Consider the following 16,283-nt stretch of genomic DNA (forward strand, 5'->3'; position numbering starts at 1 on the left):
GTACTCAACAAAGGGCGATCCGGCTGACGGATCGCCCTTTGTTGAGTAGAATGGTCGGAAATAGAGTTACCTGAAGGGCTATCCCCATGGCCAAGACGCCAGCAGCTGGTGGGCAGACGCCCCCGAAGATTGAATTCCCGTGTGATTTCTCCCTCAAGATCGTCGGCACCGCCGCAGAAGATCTCGTCGAAGTGGTCTGCAATATCCTGGAAGTGCATGCGCCGGGCTTCGATGCGACGGCCATCACCTGGCAGGACAGCAAGAACGGCAACTACCGCAGCATCCGTGTGGTGATCCGTGCCACCGGTACCGATCAGCTGGATGCGCTGCACCGTGACCTCAAGGCCACCGGTCGCATCCATATGGTGCTGTGATCCAGGCATGAAACGCTGGATTTCCTTGTCTTGCGCCTTGATGACAGGAGCGCATGCATGAACACGATTCACGTCTACCACCTCGGCCTCAAGGCCTATGATGAGGTGTGGTCGGCCATGCGCCACTTCACCGATACGCGTGCGGCCGATGCGCCGGACGAGCTGTGGGTGGTGGAGCACCCGCCGGTCTTTACCCAGGGCCAGGCGGGCAAGCCGGAGCATCTGTTGATGCCGGGCGACATTCCGGTGGTGCAGACCGACCGTGGCGGCCAGGTGACCTATCATGGGCCCGGCCAGCTGGTGCTCTACCCGCTGCTCAACGTCAAGCGAGGCGGCATCGGCGTTCGCCAGCTGGTGACGGCGCTGGAAGAGACGGTGGTGGCGGCGATGGCCGAGCATGGCATCGAGGCTTATCCGCGTCCGGACGCGCCTGGCGTCTATGTGAAGAAGTCGGCGCAGCGTGGCGATGACCCGCGTCGTTCGATGGAAGAGGCCAAGATCGCCTCGCTGGGACTGCGCATCCGGCGTGGTTGCAGCTTTCACGGCGTGGCGATCAATTTGGACATGGACCTCGCGCCCTTCGGGCGCATCAATCCCTGCGGCTATGCCGGCATGGCGATGACCCAGCTGCGCGATCTCGTTCGCGCACCGGTGGATCTTGCCAGCGAGCGTGACCGCCTGGTGCGTTGTCTGGGCGCAAGCCTGGGCGATGTGACCCTGACTCCGGTGAGCGGCCTGCCCGCGGCACTGGCTGACATTTCTCGAACAGCAGGACAGAACTGATGACCGAGACCATCGCTACCACGAAGCCCGCTCCCTCCGCTGCTCCTGCCCGCAAGGAGCGTGGCGTAAAGCTGCGCGGCGCCGAGAAGGTTGCCCGCATTCCGGTCAAGGTGATTCCCACCGAGACCTTGCCCAAGAAGCCGGACTGGCTGCGTGTGCGCATGCCGGCCTCGCCGGAAGTCACGCGCATCAAGCAGACGCTGCGCAAGCACGGCCTGCACACGGTCTGTGAAGAAGCCTCCTGCCCGAACCTGGGCGAGTGCTTCAGTGGCGGCACCGCGACCTTCATGATCATGGGTGACATCTGCACCCGTCGTTGCCCGTTCTGCGACGTGGCGCACGGTCGCCCCAACGCGCTGAACGCTGACGAGCCGCGCGAGCTGGCCGAGGCCATCGCCGAGATGCGCCTGAATTACGTCGTCGTGACCTCCGTCGACCGTGATGACCTGCGCGACGGTGGCTCCAACCACATCGCCGAGTGCATCCGCGAGATTCGCGAGAAGTGCGATGGCACCGAGATCGAAGTGCTGGTACCGGACTTCCGTGGCCGCATGCAGGTCGCGCTGGACGTGCTCGAGCAGACGCCGCCGGACGTCTTCAACCACAACCTGGAAACCGTGCCGAGCCTTTATCGTCGCGTGCGTCCGGGCGCCGACTACCAGTGGTCACTTGATCTGCTCAAGGGCTACAAGGAGCGTCGTCCGGAAGTGAAGACCAAGTCCGGTCTGATGCTGGGTGTCGGCGAGACTGACGAGCAGGTGCTCGAAGTCATGCAGGACCTGCGCAACCACGGTGTCGACATGCTGACCCTGGGTCAGTACATGCAGCCGTCGCGCAACCACCTGCCCATCGACCGCTGGGTGCACCCGGACACCTTCGATTGGCTCGGCCAGAAGGCGCGCGAGATGGGCTTCTCGCATGTCGCTTCCGGCCCGCTGGTGCGCTCTTCCTACCACGCCGACAAGCAGGCGCACGGTGTGGAAGTGAAGTAAGCCGCACTGCTGACATGACGTCAGTTGCCTGAACGAAAAAAACCGCCATGGAGCTTGTCTCCATGGCGGTTTTTTCATGTGGCTTGCGCCATCAGGGCGCTATGTTCATTGCTCGGTCGCCAGCGGCAGGCAGGCCACGCTGTGCCCGGGGATGGGCTCCATCGGCGCGCTGAAGTGAGCATTGAGCTCCGGCAGCAGCTCGCGCACGAAGCGCAGGAACAGCTCGGTGACCGGCGTGGGGTAGCGGTCCTTGGGGTAGACGGTGCACCAGCTGCGCCTGAGCGGGAAGCCCGGCAGTGAGGGCGAGGCCAGCAGGCCTGAGGCCAGCTCGAGCTGAACCGACAGTCGCGGCAGGATCGCCACGCCCAGGTGTGCCATCACGCCTTGCTTGATGGCCTCATTGGAACCCAACTCCAGCGTATGGCGCAGCGAGACGCGCTCGCGTGCGGCGAACTCCTCGAAGGCGGTACGAGTGCCCGAACCGGGTTCACGCATCAGCATGTAATACTGCGCGAGGTCTTCCAGGGTGATGCCCTTGACCTCCAGCAGCGGGTGACCGGGCCAGACGACGGGGATCAGCTCGTTGTCGAGAATCGGCATGAAGGCCAGATTGGCGTCATCCGGCACCATGCCCATGATCACCAGGTCATCGCGCCGCTCGGCGAGGCGCTCGAGCGCCTGACCGCGATTGCAGACGCGCAGGCGCACCGAGACTTCCGGATACCGCGCCCGAAAGCGCGCCAGAATATGCGGCACCACGTACTGAGCGGTGGACACGGCCGCCAGATTGAGCTCGCCGCGGATGGTGCCGGCGATCTCCGACAGCTCCATCTGCAGGCTCGAGACCTCGCCGAAGATCGACTGTACCGAGTTCGCTAGGGCGTCAGCCGCCGGCAGGATATGCAGCGTCTTGCCGGCATATTTGAACAGCGATTGCTCGAGTGCCTGCTCCAATTGACGAATCTGGGCACTGACGGCGGGTTGCGTCAGGCCAAGTTGCTCGGCCGCACGGGAGTAGGACTGTTGGCGATGAACCGCTTGGAACACCTGTAACTGTCTGAAAGTTAAGCGATTCAACAAGTTTGGACGCGACATGACACACCCAGTCATAAGGTTTTACTTATAGATTGGCAAAAAAATATCAACTTTTCTATTGGTCTCTCGCTGGGTAGCGTGGAACGCATGCTACCTCGTGTCTGTCAGCGCCGTTGTCGCGCCTGGCGGTCAATGACAAGCGCACGACCAGAGCACCACAACAAGATCACGCGTCACGTCCGGGAGAGTCACCATGTTTCGCAAGTTGCTGATTGCCAACCGAGGGGAAATCGCAGTGCGCATTGTACGCGCCTGTGCCGAGATGGACATCCGCTCAGTCGCTGTCTACACCGAACCTGATCGTTTCTCCTTGCACGTCAAACGCGCCGATGAAGCGCATTTCATCGGCGAAGACCCGCTGGCCGGCTATCTGGATGCCCGCCGCCTGGTCGATCTCGCGCGCGAGACCGGCTGTGACGCCATCCATCCGGGCTACGGATTCCTGTCGGAGAACGCCGAATTCGCGGCCATCTGTGAAGCGGCGGGTATCGCCTTCGTAGGGCCGGCCAGCAGTGTCATCGCCCGCATGGGTGACAAGACCCAGGCCCGCGATGCCATGAAGGCGGCCGGCGTGCCGGTGACGCCGGGCTCAGCCGGCAATCTGGCCGATGTCGAGGAAGCGCTGAGTGTCGCCGAGCAGGTCGGCTACCCCGTCATGCTCAAGGCTACCTCAGGCGGTGGGGGGCGCGGTATCCGGCGTTGTGATGATGCTCATCAGCTCGAGCAGGCCTGGGGGCGCGTGATCTCGGAAGCTACCAAGGCCTTCGGCAGTGCCGATGTGTTCCTCGAGCGTTGCGTGGTCGACCCGCTGCATATCGAGGTGCAGATCCTGGCCGACAATCACGACAACGTGATTCATCTGTTCGAGCGTGACTGCTCCATCCAGCGTCGCAACCAGAAGCTGATCGAGATCGCCCCCAGTCCGCAACTGACACCGGAGCAGCGCTCCTACGTCGGTGAGATGGCGGTACGTGCCGCCCGCGCCGTCGGCTATCGCAACGCCGGTACCGTGGAGTTTCTGGTCAAGGGCAACGAGATCTACTTCATGGAGATGAACACTCGCGTGCAGGTGGAGCACACCATCAGCGAGGCCATCACCGGCGTGGACATCGTGCGCGAGCAGATCCGCATCGCCTGGGGTCACAAGCTGGCCTTCCGTCAGGAAGACATTCGCCATCACGGCTATGCGATCCAGTTCCGCATCAACGCCGAGGACCCCAAGAACGACTTCCTGCCAAGCTTCGGGCGTATCACGCGCTACTACGCGCCGGGCGGGCCTGGCGTGCGTACCGATACCGCGATCTATACCGGCTACACCATCCCGCCGTATTTCGATTCCATGTGTCTGAAGCTCATCGTGTGGGGGCTGACCTGGGAAGAGGTCATCAATCGTGGTTCACGTGCCCTCAATGACATGCGTCTGCAGGGCGTCAAGACCACGGCGCCTTACTATCAGGAAATCCTCAAGCACCCTGATTTCCGCAACGCACACTTCGATACCGGCTTCGTGGCTGCCCACCCGGAATTGACCCAGTACTCGGTCAAGCGCCTGCCGGAACAGACGGCGCTGGCGATCGCGGCGGCCATCGCGGCCCACGCCGGTCTCTGATGCGCACCTGATGCCCCTGATGTCGTGAATCTTCCCTGAGCTTCCCCCGGTTCACGTAGCCAACAATTAGAAGGACCCCAGACATGACAGCTGCAACTCCCAACACTCCCGCCGTCGATCACGCCGAGCGCGTCAAGGTCACCGAAGTCGTGCTGCGCGATGGCCACCAGTCGTTGATCGCGACCCGCATGCGCACCGAGGACATGCTGCCGATTGCCGCGCGCCTCGATCAGGCCGGTTTCTACAGTCTCGAAGTGTGGGGCGGCGCGACCTTCGATGCCTGCGTGCGTTTTTTGAAGGAAGACCCCTGGGCGCGTCTGAAGGCGCTCAAGGAAGCCATGCCCAATACCCCGCTGCAGATGCTGCTGCGCGGCCAGAACCTGCTCGGCTATCGTCACTACGCCGATGATGTGGTGGAGGCCTTCGTCGAGCGCGCCGCGGCAGGTGGCATCGATATCTTCCGTGTCTTCGATGCTCTGAATGACCTGCGCAACATGGAAACCGCCATGCGTGCGGTCAAGAAGGCCGGCAAGCACGCCCAGGGCACCATCTGCTACACCGTGAGCCCGGTGCATACGCTGGAGATGTATGTCGAGCAGGCGCGCAAGCTGGTCGAGATGGGGGCCGATTCCATCGCCATCAAGGACATGGCCGGCCTGCTGACGCCGTACGCCACCTATGATCTGGTCAGCGCGCTGGTCGAGGCGGTCGAGGTGCCGGTCCACCTGCACAGCCACGCCACGGCGGGCCTGGCGCCGCAGTGCCAGATCAAGGCTGTCGAGGCGGGCTGTCGCCACATCGATACCTGCATCTCGGCCTTCGCCGGCGGCACCAGCCATCCGGCCACCGAATCCTTCGTGGCCTCGCTGCGCGGCACCCAGTGGGATACCGGCCTTGAGCTGGAGTCGCTGCGCGAGATCGGCGATTACTTCCACGAGGTGCGCAGCAAGTACTCAGCCTTCGAGAGCGAATTCACCCGCGAGGATGTCTCGGTCCAGATCAGTCAGATCCCCGGCGGCATGATGTCCAACCTGGCCAGCCAGCTGAAGGAGCAGAACGCCCTGGAGCGCATCCGCGAGGTGTTCGATGAGATTCCGCGTGTGCGTGCCGATCTCGGCTATCCGCCACTGGTCACCCCGACCTCGCAGATCGTCGGCACCCAGGCGGTACTCAACGTGCTGACCGGCGAGCGCTACAAGAGCATCACCAACGAGGTGAAGCGCTACCTGCAGGGCGGCTATGGTCAGGCGCCGGCACCGGTCAACGAAGAGGTGCGCTCGCGTGCCATCGGCAACGCGCCGGTGGAAGTCGGGCGCCCGGCCGACCTGCTCGCGCCGGAGATGACGCGCCTCACCGAGGAGCTGGGCGAGCTGGCCGAGTCCCCCGAGGACGTGCTGACCTTCGCCATGTTCCCGGAGCTGGGACGTGACTTCCTCAATGAGCGCCGTGCCGGCACGCTCACACCGGAAATCATCCCCCAGGGCGAGGCGGAACGTCCGGTGACCTCTGGAGTGCCGACAGAGTTCGTCATCGACGTGCACGGCGAGTCCTACGCGGTGCAGATCACCGGCGTCGGCGGTGCCAAGGGCAGCAAGCGTCACGTCTACCTGACCCTGGACGGCATGCCGGAAGAGGTGGTGTTCGAGGCCAAGGACGATTACGTGGCGGGCGGCCAGAGCGGCGGACGTGCCAGCGCCTCGGCGCCGGGCCATGTTACCACCGCGATGCCGGGCAACATCGTCGAGGTGCTGGTCGCGGTCGGTGACAGCGTCACCGCGGGCCAGTCGGTGCTGATCAGTGAGGCGATGAAGATGGAGACCGAGATCGCCGCGCGTGTCGACGGTACCGTCAAGGCCATTCATGTCGCGCGTGGCGATCGTGTCACGCCGGGGGAAGTGCTGATCGAGATCGCGTGATGCCAACGGCGGCGAGGTTGCAAAATCTGGCCGCCGTCACCATCTGACAGCTATACGATCACCAGGGGCGGCCGGGCATCTTTGATGTCCTGCTGTCCTTTCCTGTGGAAGGACCAACATGGCAACACATTTCGAGCAGGCTCCCGGCCTGAGTGAGCAGATCGACCCGGCCACCCGTGGTTACGTCTTCAACCAGACCATGCTGCGCATCAAGGACCCCGAGCGCAGCCTGGATTTCTACACCCGCGTGCTGGGCATGCGTCTGGTGCGCAAGCTCGACTTCCCGGAAATGCAGTTCAGCCTCTATTTCCTCGCCTATCTGGATGACGACCAGGCCAGTGAAGTGCCCGGTGATGACCTGAAGCGCACCACCTACACCTTCGGGCGTGAGGCGATGCTGGAGCTGACCCATAACTGGGGCACCGAGAATGACCCGGACTTCGCCTACCATGACGGCAACGCCCAACCGCAGGGCTTCGGCCATATCGGGGTCAGCGTGCCGGATGTCTACGCGGCTGCCGAACGATTCGAGTCGCTGGGCGTCGAGTTCGTCAAGCGCCCCGACGATGGCAAGATGAAGGGTCTGGCCTTCGTGAAGGACCCCGATGGCTACTGGATCGAGATCCTGCGCGCCGATACCTTCGAGCGTCAGGCCAACGGCGAAGCCTGAGGCAGGCCGCCGCTGTAAACAACCGCCACCACCGGCATGCCCGGGGTGGCGGTTTTTCGTTTATACGAAACTCCGCGTTGCAGGGGTGTCAGCGGCATTCGCTTGCTGCAATGATGATGTCTGACTGACACTCGCAAGGCGCTCATTATTGATGGCCCTTGAGGTCGATCGCCCATGATGAAAGAGGAGACAGCTATGTCGGAGAATGCACAGCGGTTGAGCGGCAAGGTGGCGGTAGTCAGTGGGGCTTCACGCGGGATCGGCGCCGGGATCGCGCAGCGCCTGGCGGCGGATGGCGCTCACGTCATCGTCAACTATCGCAGCGACAGTGATGGTGCCTTGCAGGTCGTGACGGATATCGAGTCGCGGGGCGGCAAGGCGATCGCCGTTCAGGCCGATGTCGGTGTCAGCAGCGACGCGGCACAATTGTTCACCGAAGCCCGGCGCGTGTACGGCGGCGTGGATATCCTGGTCAACAATGCCGGCATGAGCATCTACAAGCCCATCGCCGATTTCACGGATGACGACTTCGCCAACCTGATGCAGGCCAATCTGACCGGTTCCTTCAATCTGATGCGTGAGGCGGCGCGGCATCTGCGCGATGGCGGACGCGTGATCAACATGTCCACCTCGGTGACGCGGCAGATGTTCGCGACCTACGGGCCCTATGCGGCTTCCAAGGCCGCGGTGGACCAGCTGACGCGGGTGCTGGCCAAGGAAGTCGGCGAGCGAGGCATCACGGTCAATGCCGTGGCGCCGGGCCCGACGGACACCGGCCTGTTTCGTCACGGCAAGAGTGAAGAGACCATCGAGCGTCTCAAGGGCATGGCGGCGCTGGGGCGCATTGCGGACCCGCAGGATGTCGCAGCCGTGGTGGCCTGGCTTGCCAGCGAAGATGCCGGCTGGGTGAGTGGCCAGGTCATCGGTGCCAATGGCGGCTTTGCCTGAGGCCACCGAGGTGGGTTTTGCCTAACACCGCCCATGTTTGCGGCTATGCTGTTGTCAGGATGAGGTTTGTTCAGACATTGGCATGAGGGGCTGGTATGAAGGTGACAGCTAGCGAAGTCCACGGCGATATCTCGCCGCAGGGCGTGATCCCGGCTCCCGATGGTTTGCGCGTGGGCTATCCCGGGCACCTTGGAGGTTACTCGCGCGAGTGCGCGCTCAAGCTCTATGCCAACGACGCCCAGCTCAAGGCTTACGCAGGCATCGATGAGGTCATCAGGGCGCTGGCGGAAGGCGAGATCGATACCGCCGTGGTGCCCTGGTCGCGTGGGCATCAGCGTCCTGTGCGCACCACGCATCAGGCGCTGGCCTTCTGGACGGGCATCTGCGTCGAGCGGCGCGTCTTCCGTGCCATCAGTCTCAGTCTGCTCGGGCCGCCCGGGGCTTCGCCGTCGGCGGTGAGGCGTATCGTGGCGCGTGAGGCCCTGTTTGAAGAGTGCGATGCCTGGTTGCAGCAGAACCTGCCGGAGGTCGAGCGGGTGGAGTGTCTGCACATGGCGGATGCGCTGGACATGGCAGAGAGTCGCAGCGATACGCTGGCCATCGCGCCGCCATCACTGGCGCGTCGCCCGGGGCTTGTGTGCCTCGCCCAGCGCATCGAGGATGACCCCGGGCGTGTGGCGCAATTCGCGGTGCTGAGGCGTGATCACTCGCGGGTGCGCGGCCAGTGCTTTTCCTGTGATGCCACGGTGGATGAAGGGCAGGGCAACGCCGTGCTGTCCGGTACCAGCGAGCCCACCGGGTGAGGGTCGCCGCTCGGCCCTGAGTTCCGTTATGCTGAAGGCCATTCGTCATCAGAGGCCTTTTGTATGGTGTCTTCCGACCAGCGCTCATCCGCACCCTCCGTATCCCCTACATCAGAGACGCAGGACGCCGCGACTTCATCCGATGTCGCGGCGTCCTGCGTGGTGCAACGCATTCCTGCCACTCCCGCCGAGTGGAAGACCCCCGGCGAGCTTGATGCCCGCCTGCCGGTGCGGCCGGCCGTGGTGCCGGTCTCGCTGCCGACGGCCGGGCTGATCATCGTCGATGAGATCAACGGCTTCTGTCAGGTCGCAGGCGGTGCGCTGGCGCCTCAGACGCCCAATGCCCAGGTCAGCAGGATGATTGCCCTCAGCGATGCTCTGGCGCGAACCTTCAGTGAGCGCAAGCGCCCCTTGCTGGCCTTCATTGATTCCCATGCGCCGGGCAAGCCGGAGCCGCCTTATCCCGCCCATTGTGAGCAGGGCAGCGGCGAGGATGAGCTGGTGGCGGAACTTGCCTGGCTGGAGGAGGAGCCGCAGGCCACGCTGGTGCGCAAGGACTGCATCAATGGCTATGTCGGCGCGATTGATCCCCATACCCAGGTCAATGCGCTGCAGGAGTGGGTGAGCGACGAAGGGCTGGAAACCCTGGTCGTGGTAGGCATCTGTACCGATATCTGCGTGATGGACCTGGTATTGACGTTGCTGTCGGCGCGCAATCACGGCCTGCTGGGCAAGGTGCGTGACATCGTGGTGCTGGAGCCCGGCTGTGCCACCTACGATCTGCCGGCCGAAGTGGTTGAGCAGCTGGGGCTCCCCGATACGGCGACGCATCCCCAGGCAGACAGTCATCACATCGGACTTTACTGCATGGCGGCGCGTGGTGCGGTGATCGCCAGTCAGCTTGAGCTGACGTCTTGAGCAGATGTCGTGAGCTGCCGTTATGGATTGAACCGTGTCTCTTGCATAGGGCCCCCGAATAGAGGGGTAGGCGAGTAGAGAGAAATTGAAGAGAGGAAGAGCAGGGGGCGGCAGGAAGGCAGAGATTTCGTCAGATGCCGCGCAGGCAATACCGCCTGACTGCGCAAAAGGTAGTTTGATTACAACATCTGGCCATGAAAACGCCGCCTCTCTTGCGAGCAGGCGGCGTTTTCATGGGGCGACAGCCAGCGTCATTCAGGCGCGGGTGCTGACCCAGTCATTGGCGTCCGGCACGGCCACTTCGACTTCCTCGGAGATCAACTTCGAGTGGAAGAGGAAGTCTGCGCTGGCCGCATTGCTGGCGACCGGCACGTTCCACAATGCCGCCAGGCGCAGCAGCGCCTTGACGTCAGGATCGTGCGGCATCGGCGCAAACGGGTCCCACAGGAAGACCAGCAGGTCCAGATTGCCTTCGGCGATGCGCGCGCCGATCTGCTGATCACCGCCCAGCGGGCCGCTCAGCAGGCTCTCGACCTCGAGGCCCAGCTCCTTGCTGATGCGGCGGGCAGTCGTGCCTGTGCCCAGCAGCTGGTGGCGGGACAGCTCATCGCGCCAGCGATTGGCCCACGCCAGCATTTCATCCTTCTTGCCATCGTGCGCCACCAGAGCAATGCGCTTGCGTGCTGGCAGGGTGCGCCGTGCCTGGCGCTTGGGTCGTTGTTCGCTCATTCCCTGACCTCCTGAGGATGGGGCAATGTCGCTGGCCTTCCGCCCCGAAAGGCCCGGGGCGGGAGGCCAGCGAGGCCGATCAGTCGATGGTGCTGCCGACAGTGACGATCTTCATGGTGTTGGTGCCGCCATGTGCGTTCATCTGGTCGCCACGGGTCAGGATCACCAGGTCACCGCGAGTCGCGATGCCACGGGCTTCCAGTTCCGCGATGGCGCGACGGTTGATTTCCGCCGCCGGCAATTCGCTGGAATCGAAGGGCAGTGACACCACGCCGCGGTAGAGGGCCATGCGACGCTGGGTCTTCTGGTCCTGCGCCAGGCCGACGATGGGCAGACCGGAGCGGATGCGCGAGGCGATCAGCGGGGTATAGCCGGATTCCGTCATGCACACGATGGCCACGACACCGGTCAGGTGGTTGGCGGCATACATCGCGGACAGCGCGATGGTCTCGTCGGTCTTGCTGAAGCCTTCGTGGATGCGGTGCTGGGATTCCTGCGCGGCACGCTCACGTTCGGCGCCCAGGCAGACGCGATCCATGGTCTCGATGGTCTCGACCGGGAAGTCGCCGGCGGCGGTCTCGGCCGACAGCATCACGGCGTCGGTGCCGTCGAGCACGGCATTGGCGACGTCGAAGACTTCGGCGCGGGTCGGCAGCGGCGCGCTGATCATGGATTCCATCATCTGGGTGGCCGTGATGACCACGCGATTGAGGCTGCGCGCGCGGCGGATCATGCGCTTCTGCACGCCGATCAGCTGAGCATCGCCAATCTCGACGCCCAGATCGCCACGCGCCACCATCACGCCTTCACTGGCGAGGATGATGCCATCCAGCACGGCGTCGTCGGCCACGGCTTCGGCGCGCTCGACCTTGGCGATCAGGCCGATGTCACGACCTTCCTCGCCCAGCAGTTCACGTGCCAGCTGCATGTCGGCGCCGCTGCGCGGGAAGGACACGGCCAGATAGTCGACACCGATATCGATGGCGGTCTTCAGGTCAGCCTTGTCCTTGTCGGTCAGGGCTTCGGCAGACAGGCCGCCGCCTTGCTTGTTGATGCCCTTGTTGTTGGACAGCTTGCCGCCGACCTTGACGGTGGTGTGGATCTCGTTGCCCTTGAGCTCATTGACCTCAAGCACCACACGGCCATCGTCGAGCAGCAGCACGTCGCCCGCGACCACGTCATCGGCCAGTTCCTGGTAGTCACAGCCGACACGCTCGACGGTACCTTCATCACGGCCCAGGCCGATATCGAGGATGAACGGCTGGCCTTCGCTCAGCTTGACGGCGGTATCCTTGAAGCGCGCGATGCGGATCTTCGGACCCTGCAGGTCGCCCAGCACGGCGACGCTGCGGCCCTGGGCGGCGGCAGCCTGACGTACGGCCTCGGCGCGCATGCGGTGATCTTCGGGGCTACCGTGGGAGAAGTTGAGGCGTACCACATCGACTCCGGCACGAATCATCGCGTCGAGCACACCCGGCTTGTCACTGGCAGGGCCGAGAGTGGCGACAATCTTGGTGCGGCGGATCGGGCCGTTGAACGCGTGCGGCATGAAAGCATACTCCTTGAACACTGGCGTGATGGACTGGCTGAAAACGCAAACCAGGTTGTTGTCATTTTACTACATTGAAGGCTGAAAGGGAGCCTGTCGAGTATCGTCGGCTGTCGTTGTCCATTCTCGTGATCACGATCGGGACTGCAAGGGGTGACATGAAGTATGCCGAGCGATTGTTGCGAATACGTTGTCGCGGGTGGCGGACATGGGCTGGGGCGTGAGGGTATGCCGCGCTGCGCCATGCGGGCGCGGCCCGTCATTTCGAGGCCTGTCGGCCAGGCGTCGCATGCTCTCTTCGGCAACGTCGTGGTGATCGCCCCGTCACGCCAATGTCCGCCGGCTGGCTTTCACTGACAGCCATTCCAGTGCTACCTATATAGTGGCAATACCCTGCTGAGCGAAATTTCCGCTCATCGGCCCAGCGCAGACCCTGTACCGGCCCCGTGTATCGGACCCGTTGACCGCTGCCATGCGCTGATGACCTATGCTCAAACCCGGCTCGAATGCCGGATTGCCACGACCACATGCCTGACGGCTGTCGATGTCATTCGGCGCAAGCCGCACGCTGACATGGCGGGTGGCATGGCATGTCTCGAGGCTGTCGCAGAGGCGACCTGTCGAGCCGCCCTGTCGAGGCGTCAGTCTCAACATTGCTGGTCAGCGCTGAAATGCTGGGGTAGGGTAGGCGCATTTTTCGGCTGGGACAAAACCCAGCGCGACGAGTCATTCGCCGGCGCAATCAGCGCCGGCCAGGAGATGCGAGCAACCATGGGCAAGTCACTGGTGATCGTCGAGTCGCCCGCCAAGGCCAAGACCATCAACAAGTATCTCGGCAACGACTTCGTGGTGAAGTCGAGTGTCGGGCACATCCGCGACCTGCCGACCAGCGGTAGCGGCAAGCAGGCCACCGACCCCAAGGAACGTGCCCGTCAGGCGGCGGAGACTCGCAAGATGTCGCCTGAGGTCAAGGCGGCTCACAAGGCGCAGAAGGCCAAGACCCAGTTGATCCGCCGCATGGGGGTCGACCCGGAGAATGGCTGGGAGGCGCATTACGAGATTCTGCCCGGCAAGGAAAAGGTCGTTTCCGAGCTGACGCGTCTGGCCGAGAAAGCCGACACCATCTATCTCGCGACGGATCTGGACCGCGAAGGTGAGGCGATCGCCTGGCACCTGCGCGAGACCATCGGTGGCGACGATTCGCGTTACAAGCGCGTAGTGTTCAACGAGATCACCAAGAAGGCGATCACGGCGGCCTTCGATGAGCCGGGCGAACTGAAGATGGACCGCGTGCATGCCCAGCAGGCACGCCGCTATCTGGATCGCGTCGTCGGCTTCATGGTTTCGCCGCTGCTGTGGGCCAAGGTCGCTCGTGGCCTGTCCGCCGGTCGCGTGCAGTCGGTTGCCGTGCGTCTGATCGTCGAGCGTGAGCGCGAGATCCGCGCCTTCATCCCCGAAGAGTTCTGGGATGTCCACGCTGAGCTGGCCGCCGCCAGTGGTGAAGCGATCCGTTTCGAGCTGGCGCGTCAGGATGGCAAGGCCTTCCGTCCGACCAGCGAGAAGGAGACGATGGACCGCATCGCGGCGCTGCGCACGGCCAAGCTCGCGATCACCAATCGTGAAGACAAGCCGACGCGCTCCAAGCCGAACGCGCCGTTCATCACCTCGACCCTGCAGCAGGCGGCCAGTGGTCGTCTCGGCTTCTCGGTTAAGAAGACCATGATGATGGCCCAGCGTCTCTACGAGGCGGGTTACATCACCTACATGCGTACCGACTCGACCAATCTGTCGGCGGACGCGGTGGCCACGGCGCGCGACTTCATCAGCGAAGAATACGGCAGCAACTACCTGCCGGAAGCGGCCAACGTCTACTCCAGCAAGGAAGGCGCCCAGGAGGCTCACGAAGCGATTCGTCCTTCCGAAGTGTCGCGCCGCGCCACCGATCTCGCCGGCATGGAGCGTGACGCCGAGCGCCTGTATGAGCTGATCTGGCGTCAGTTCGTGGCCTGTCAGATGCTGCCGGCCGAATACCTGTCCTCCACGCTGACCATCGAAGTGGATGGCTACGAGCTGCGCGCCAAGGGCCGTGTGCTCAAGTTCGACGGTTACACGCGTGTCATGAAGCCGATGGGCAAGAAGGAAGAGGACCAGTCGCTGCCGGACCTCGCCATCGGCGAGAAGCTGGACCTGGTCGAGCTGCAGCCGCTGCAGCACTTCACCAAGCCCACGGCGCGTTACACCGAGGCCAGTCTGGTCAAGGAGCTGGAGAAGCGCGGTATCGGTCGTCCATCCACCTATGCCGCCATCATCTCCACCATCCAGGACCGTGGCTACGTGGCGCTGGAAAACCGTCGCTTCTACGCCGAGAAGCTGGGCGATATCGTCACCGATCGCCTCAGCGAGTCCTTCAAGGATCTGATGGACTTCGGCTTCACGGCGCGCATGGAAGACTATCTCGATGAGGTGGCCAACGGCGGACGCAACTGGCGCGAGCTGCTGGACACCTTCTACGCCGAGTTCAAGGCCGAGCTGGACCACGCCCAGTCCGAAGAGGGCATGCGTCCCAACCAGCCGGTGCCGACGGACATCGCCTGCCCGACCTGTGGGCGTGAGATGCAGATTCGTACCGCCTCGACCGGGGTCTTCCTGGGTTGTTCCGGCTACAACCTGCCGCCCAAGGAGCGCTGCAAGACCACCATCGATCTGCTGCCGGGCGATGAAGCCGTGGCGGCCGATGCCGGTGAAGATGCCGAGACGGATGCGCTGCGCGCCAAGCGTCGCTGCCCGATCTGCGCCACCGCGATGGACAGCTACCTGATCGATGAGCAGCGCAAGCTGCACGTCTGCGGCAATAGCCCGGACTGTGTCGGTCACGAGGTCGAGGAAGGTCAGTTCCGTATCAAGGGCTACGATGGCCCGGTGATCGAGTGCGACAAGTGCGGTTCTGACATGCAGCTCAAGACCGGGCGTTTCGGCAAGTATTTCGGCTGCACCAACGAGAATTGCAAGAATACCCGCAAGCTGCTCAAGTCCGGTGAGGTGGCGCCGCCGAAGATGGACCCGATTCCGATGCCGGAGCTTGCCTGCGTCAAGGTCGAGGACCATTACGTGCTGCGCGATGGCGCCAGTGGCCTGTTCCTGGCGGCCAGTCAGTTCCCCAAGAATCGCGAGACGCGTCCGCCGCTGGTCAAGGAGCTCAAGGCGCATGCCGACGAGCTGCCGGAGAAGTATCACTTCATTCTCGAAGCCCCGGATCAGGACCCGGACGGACGTCCGGCGCAGATTCGCTTCTCGCGCAAGGTCAAGGCTCAGTACGTCATGACCGATGAGGAAGGCAAGGCGACCGGTTGGAAGGCGACCTACGACAACGGTCGCTGGGTCGTCGAGGACAAGCGCAAGGGGGCCAAGAGCTGATGAGCCAGCGTGCCCGTACCAATCAGCTGCTGTATCAGGCCGAGTTGCTGCTGGCCCAGTCAGCAGCCTCTGGCGACGATGAGCATGCCGTGGCGCGTCGCATGGCCGGTGAAGAGGGCGCGCTCGCCCTGCTGGAGCTGGCGCTGGCGTCATTGCTGGAAGAGTGTGCCGTGACGGCGCGCTGGCCAGAGGGTAGCTGGCGCGAGCGTCTGGCGTCGCCACCGACGCCCATCGCCGAGGTCGAGCAGCTGCGCAGTCTGCTGGAGCGTTCCGACAGCTGGTTGTCTGAGCTGGTCGCGGATGTGGCCCGCCTGCATGAAGAAGGCGGTGTCGCGCGCCGCGAAGAATCGCGTTCGCGTGGTGATGGTCTGATCATCGCGGCAGCCTCGAGCGCCTCGCTGGCCGAGCGTCTCAGTGCCGCCATCACGGCATTCAAGGCGCTGCTGCCGCAGCTGCGCGAGTCGAGTGTCGAGTGGTAGGTCA

General features: G+C 63.6%; 14 protein-coding genes. 11 read left to right on the top strand and 3 right to left on the bottom strand.

Annotation, left to right across the window (positions count from 1 at the left end):
* Positions 1 to 86 precede the first annotated feature (86 nt).
* The 3 genes from U0O11_RS04155 to lipA are packed head-to-tail and all read left to right on the top strand — an operon-like array spanning position 87 to position 2,149.
* Positions 87 to 374 (top strand): HP0495 family protein, encoded by a 288-nt coding sequence (locus U0O11_RS04155; RefSeq protein ID WP_043331948.1) that lies wholly within the window; start codon positions 87 to 89, stop codon positions 372 to 374.
* A gap of 57 nt (positions 375 to 431) precedes the next feature.
* Positions 432 to 1,157: a lipoyl(octanoyl) transferase LipB gene (gene lipB / locus U0O11_RS04160; RefSeq protein WP_082388119.1), complete on the top strand. Its 726-nt coding sequence runs from the start codon at positions 432 to 434 to the stop codon at positions 1,155 to 1,157.
* A complete protein-coding gene (lipA, locus tag U0O11_RS04165; RefSeq protein WP_052384342.1) occupies positions 1,157 to 2,149 on the top strand; it encodes a lipoyl synthase in 993 nt (330 codons plus the stop codon). The genes lipB and lipA overlap by 1 nt, the downstream gene beginning before the upstream one ends.
* A 105-nt stretch (positions 2,150 to 2,254) precedes the next feature.
* Here lipA and U0O11_RS04170 read toward each other — a convergent pair whose 3' ends face one another.
* Entirely contained in the window at positions 2,255 to 3,244 is a 990-nt protein-coding gene (locus U0O11_RS04170; RefSeq protein WP_043331946.1) for a LysR family transcriptional regulator, read from the bottom strand.
* 193 nt (positions 3,245 to 3,437) lie between these two features.
* Between U0O11_RS04170 and U0O11_RS04175 the strand changes: the two genes are divergently transcribed.
* The 6 genes from U0O11_RS04175 (at position 3,438) to U0O11_RS04200 (ending at position 10,108) form a co-directional block, all read left to right on the top strand.
* A complete protein-coding gene (locus U0O11_RS04175; RefSeq protein ID WP_043331944.1) occupies positions 3,438 to 4,853 on the top strand; it encodes an acetyl-CoA carboxylase biotin carboxylase subunit in 1,416 nt (471 codons plus the stop codon).
* An 83-nt stretch (positions 4,854 to 4,936) separates the two neighbouring features.
* Complete coding sequence (gene oadA / locus U0O11_RS04180; protein ID WP_215823975.1) at positions 4,937 to 6,769, top strand: sodium-extruding oxaloacetate decarboxylase subunit alpha; 1,833 nt, start codon at positions 4,937 to 4,939, stop codon at positions 6,767 to 6,769.
* Positions 6,770 to 6,887: 118 nt separating this feature from the next.
* Positions 6,888 to 7,439, top strand: a complete 552-nt coding sequence (gene gloA / locus U0O11_RS04185) for a lactoylglutathione lyase (RefSeq protein ID WP_215823976.1) — start codon at positions 6,888 to 6,890, stop codon at positions 7,437 to 7,439.
* A gap of 195 nt (positions 7,440 to 7,634) precedes the next feature.
* The gene (locus U0O11_RS04190; protein ID WP_225347670.1) at positions 7,635 to 8,387 is read left to right on the top strand and encodes an SDR family oxidoreductase; all 753 of its coding nucleotides are present in this window, start codon (positions 7,635 to 7,637) and stop codon (positions 8,385 to 8,387) included.
* Between the two features lie 95 nt (positions 8,388 to 8,482).
* Positions 8,483 to 9,190, top strand: a complete 708-nt coding sequence (locus U0O11_RS04195) for a prephenate dehydratase domain-containing protein (RefSeq protein ID WP_225347671.1) — start codon at positions 8,483 to 8,485, stop codon at positions 9,188 to 9,190.
* Between the two features lie 63 nt (positions 9,191 to 9,253).
* Positions 9,254 to 10,108, top strand: coding sequence for an isochorismatase family protein (locus U0O11_RS04200; RefSeq protein ID WP_215823979.1), 855 nt, complete (start codon positions 9,254 to 9,256; stop codon positions 10,106 to 10,108).
* A 255-nt stretch (positions 10,109 to 10,363) separates the two neighbouring features.
* Here U0O11_RS04200 and U0O11_RS04205 read toward each other — a convergent pair whose 3' ends face one another.
* Positions 10,364 to 10,837, bottom strand: coding sequence for a methylglyoxal synthase (locus U0O11_RS04205; protein WP_043331935.1), 474 nt, complete (start codon positions 10,835 to 10,837; stop codon positions 10,364 to 10,366).
* A gap of 79 nt (positions 10,838 to 10,916) precedes the next feature.
* The gene (gene pyk, locus U0O11_RS04210) at positions 10,917 to 12,386 is read right to left on the bottom strand and encodes a pyruvate kinase (RefSeq protein WP_043331933.1); all 1,470 of its coding nucleotides are present in this window, start codon (positions 12,384 to 12,386) and stop codon (positions 10,917 to 10,919) included.
* 771 nt (positions 12,387 to 13,157) lie between these two features.
* Between pyk and topA the strand changes: the two genes are divergently transcribed.
* Entirely contained in the window at positions 13,158 to 15,800 is a 2,643-nt protein-coding gene (gene topA / locus U0O11_RS04215) for a type I DNA topoisomerase (protein WP_107335351.1), read from the top strand.
* Complete coding sequence (locus U0O11_RS04220; protein ID WP_324691835.1) at positions 15,800 to 16,279, top strand: DUF6586 family protein; 480 nt, start codon at positions 15,800 to 15,802, stop codon at positions 16,277 to 16,279. The genes topA and U0O11_RS04220 overlap by 1 nt, the downstream gene beginning before the upstream one ends.
* The last annotated feature ends 4 nt before the right edge of the window (positions 16,280 to 16,283 follow it).

Source organism: Cobetia sp. D5 (assembly GCF_035666195.1).
Lineage (GTDB): Bacteria > Pseudomonadota > Gammaproteobacteria > Pseudomonadales > Halomonadaceae > Cobetia > Cobetia amphilecti.

Coding starts and splice junctions, on each gene's coding strand:
- U0O11_RS04155 (WP_043331948.1), top strand. CDS start 87: ATGGCCAAGACGCCAGCAGCTGGTGGGCAGACGCCCCCGAAGATTGAA.
- lipB (WP_082388119.1), top strand. CDS start 432: ATGAACACGATTCACGTCTACCACCTCGGCCTCAAGGCCTATGATGAG.
- lipA (WP_052384342.1), top strand. CDS start 1,157: ATGACCGAGACCATCGCTACCACGAAGCCCGCTCCCTCCGCTGCTCCT.
- U0O11_RS04170 (WP_043331946.1), bottom strand. CDS start 3,244: ATGTCGCGTCCAAACTTGTTGAATCGCTTAACTTTCAGACAGTTACAG.
- U0O11_RS04175 (WP_043331944.1), top strand. CDS start 3,438: ATGTTTCGCAAGTTGCTGATTGCCAACCGAGGGGAAATCGCAGTGCGC.
- oadA (WP_215823975.1), top strand. CDS start 4,937: ATGACAGCTGCAACTCCCAACACTCCCGCCGTCGATCACGCCGAGCGC.
- gloA (WP_215823976.1), top strand. CDS start 6,888: ATGGCAACACATTTCGAGCAGGCTCCCGGCCTGAGTGAGCAGATCGAC.
- U0O11_RS04190 (WP_225347670.1), top strand. CDS start 7,635: ATGTCGGAGAATGCACAGCGGTTGAGCGGCAAGGTGGCGGTAGTCAGT.
- U0O11_RS04195 (WP_225347671.1), top strand. CDS start 8,483: ATGAAGGTGACAGCTAGCGAAGTCCACGGCGATATCTCGCCGCAGGGC.
- U0O11_RS04200 (WP_215823979.1), top strand. CDS start 9,254: ATGGTGTCTTCCGACCAGCGCTCATCCGCACCCTCCGTATCCCCTACA.
- U0O11_RS04205 (WP_043331935.1), bottom strand. CDS start 10,837: ATGAGCGAACAACGACCCAAGCGCCAGGCACGGCGCACCCTGCCAGCA.
- pyk (WP_043331933.1), bottom strand. CDS start 12,386: ATGCCGCACGCGTTCAACGGCCCGATCCGCCGCACCAAGATTGTCGCC.
- topA (WP_107335351.1), top strand. CDS start 13,158: ATGGGCAAGTCACTGGTGATCGTCGAGTCGCCCGCCAAGGCCAAGACC.
- U0O11_RS04220 (WP_324691835.1), top strand. CDS start 15,800: ATGAGCCAGCGTGCCCGTACCAATCAGCTGCTGTATCAGGCCGAGTTG.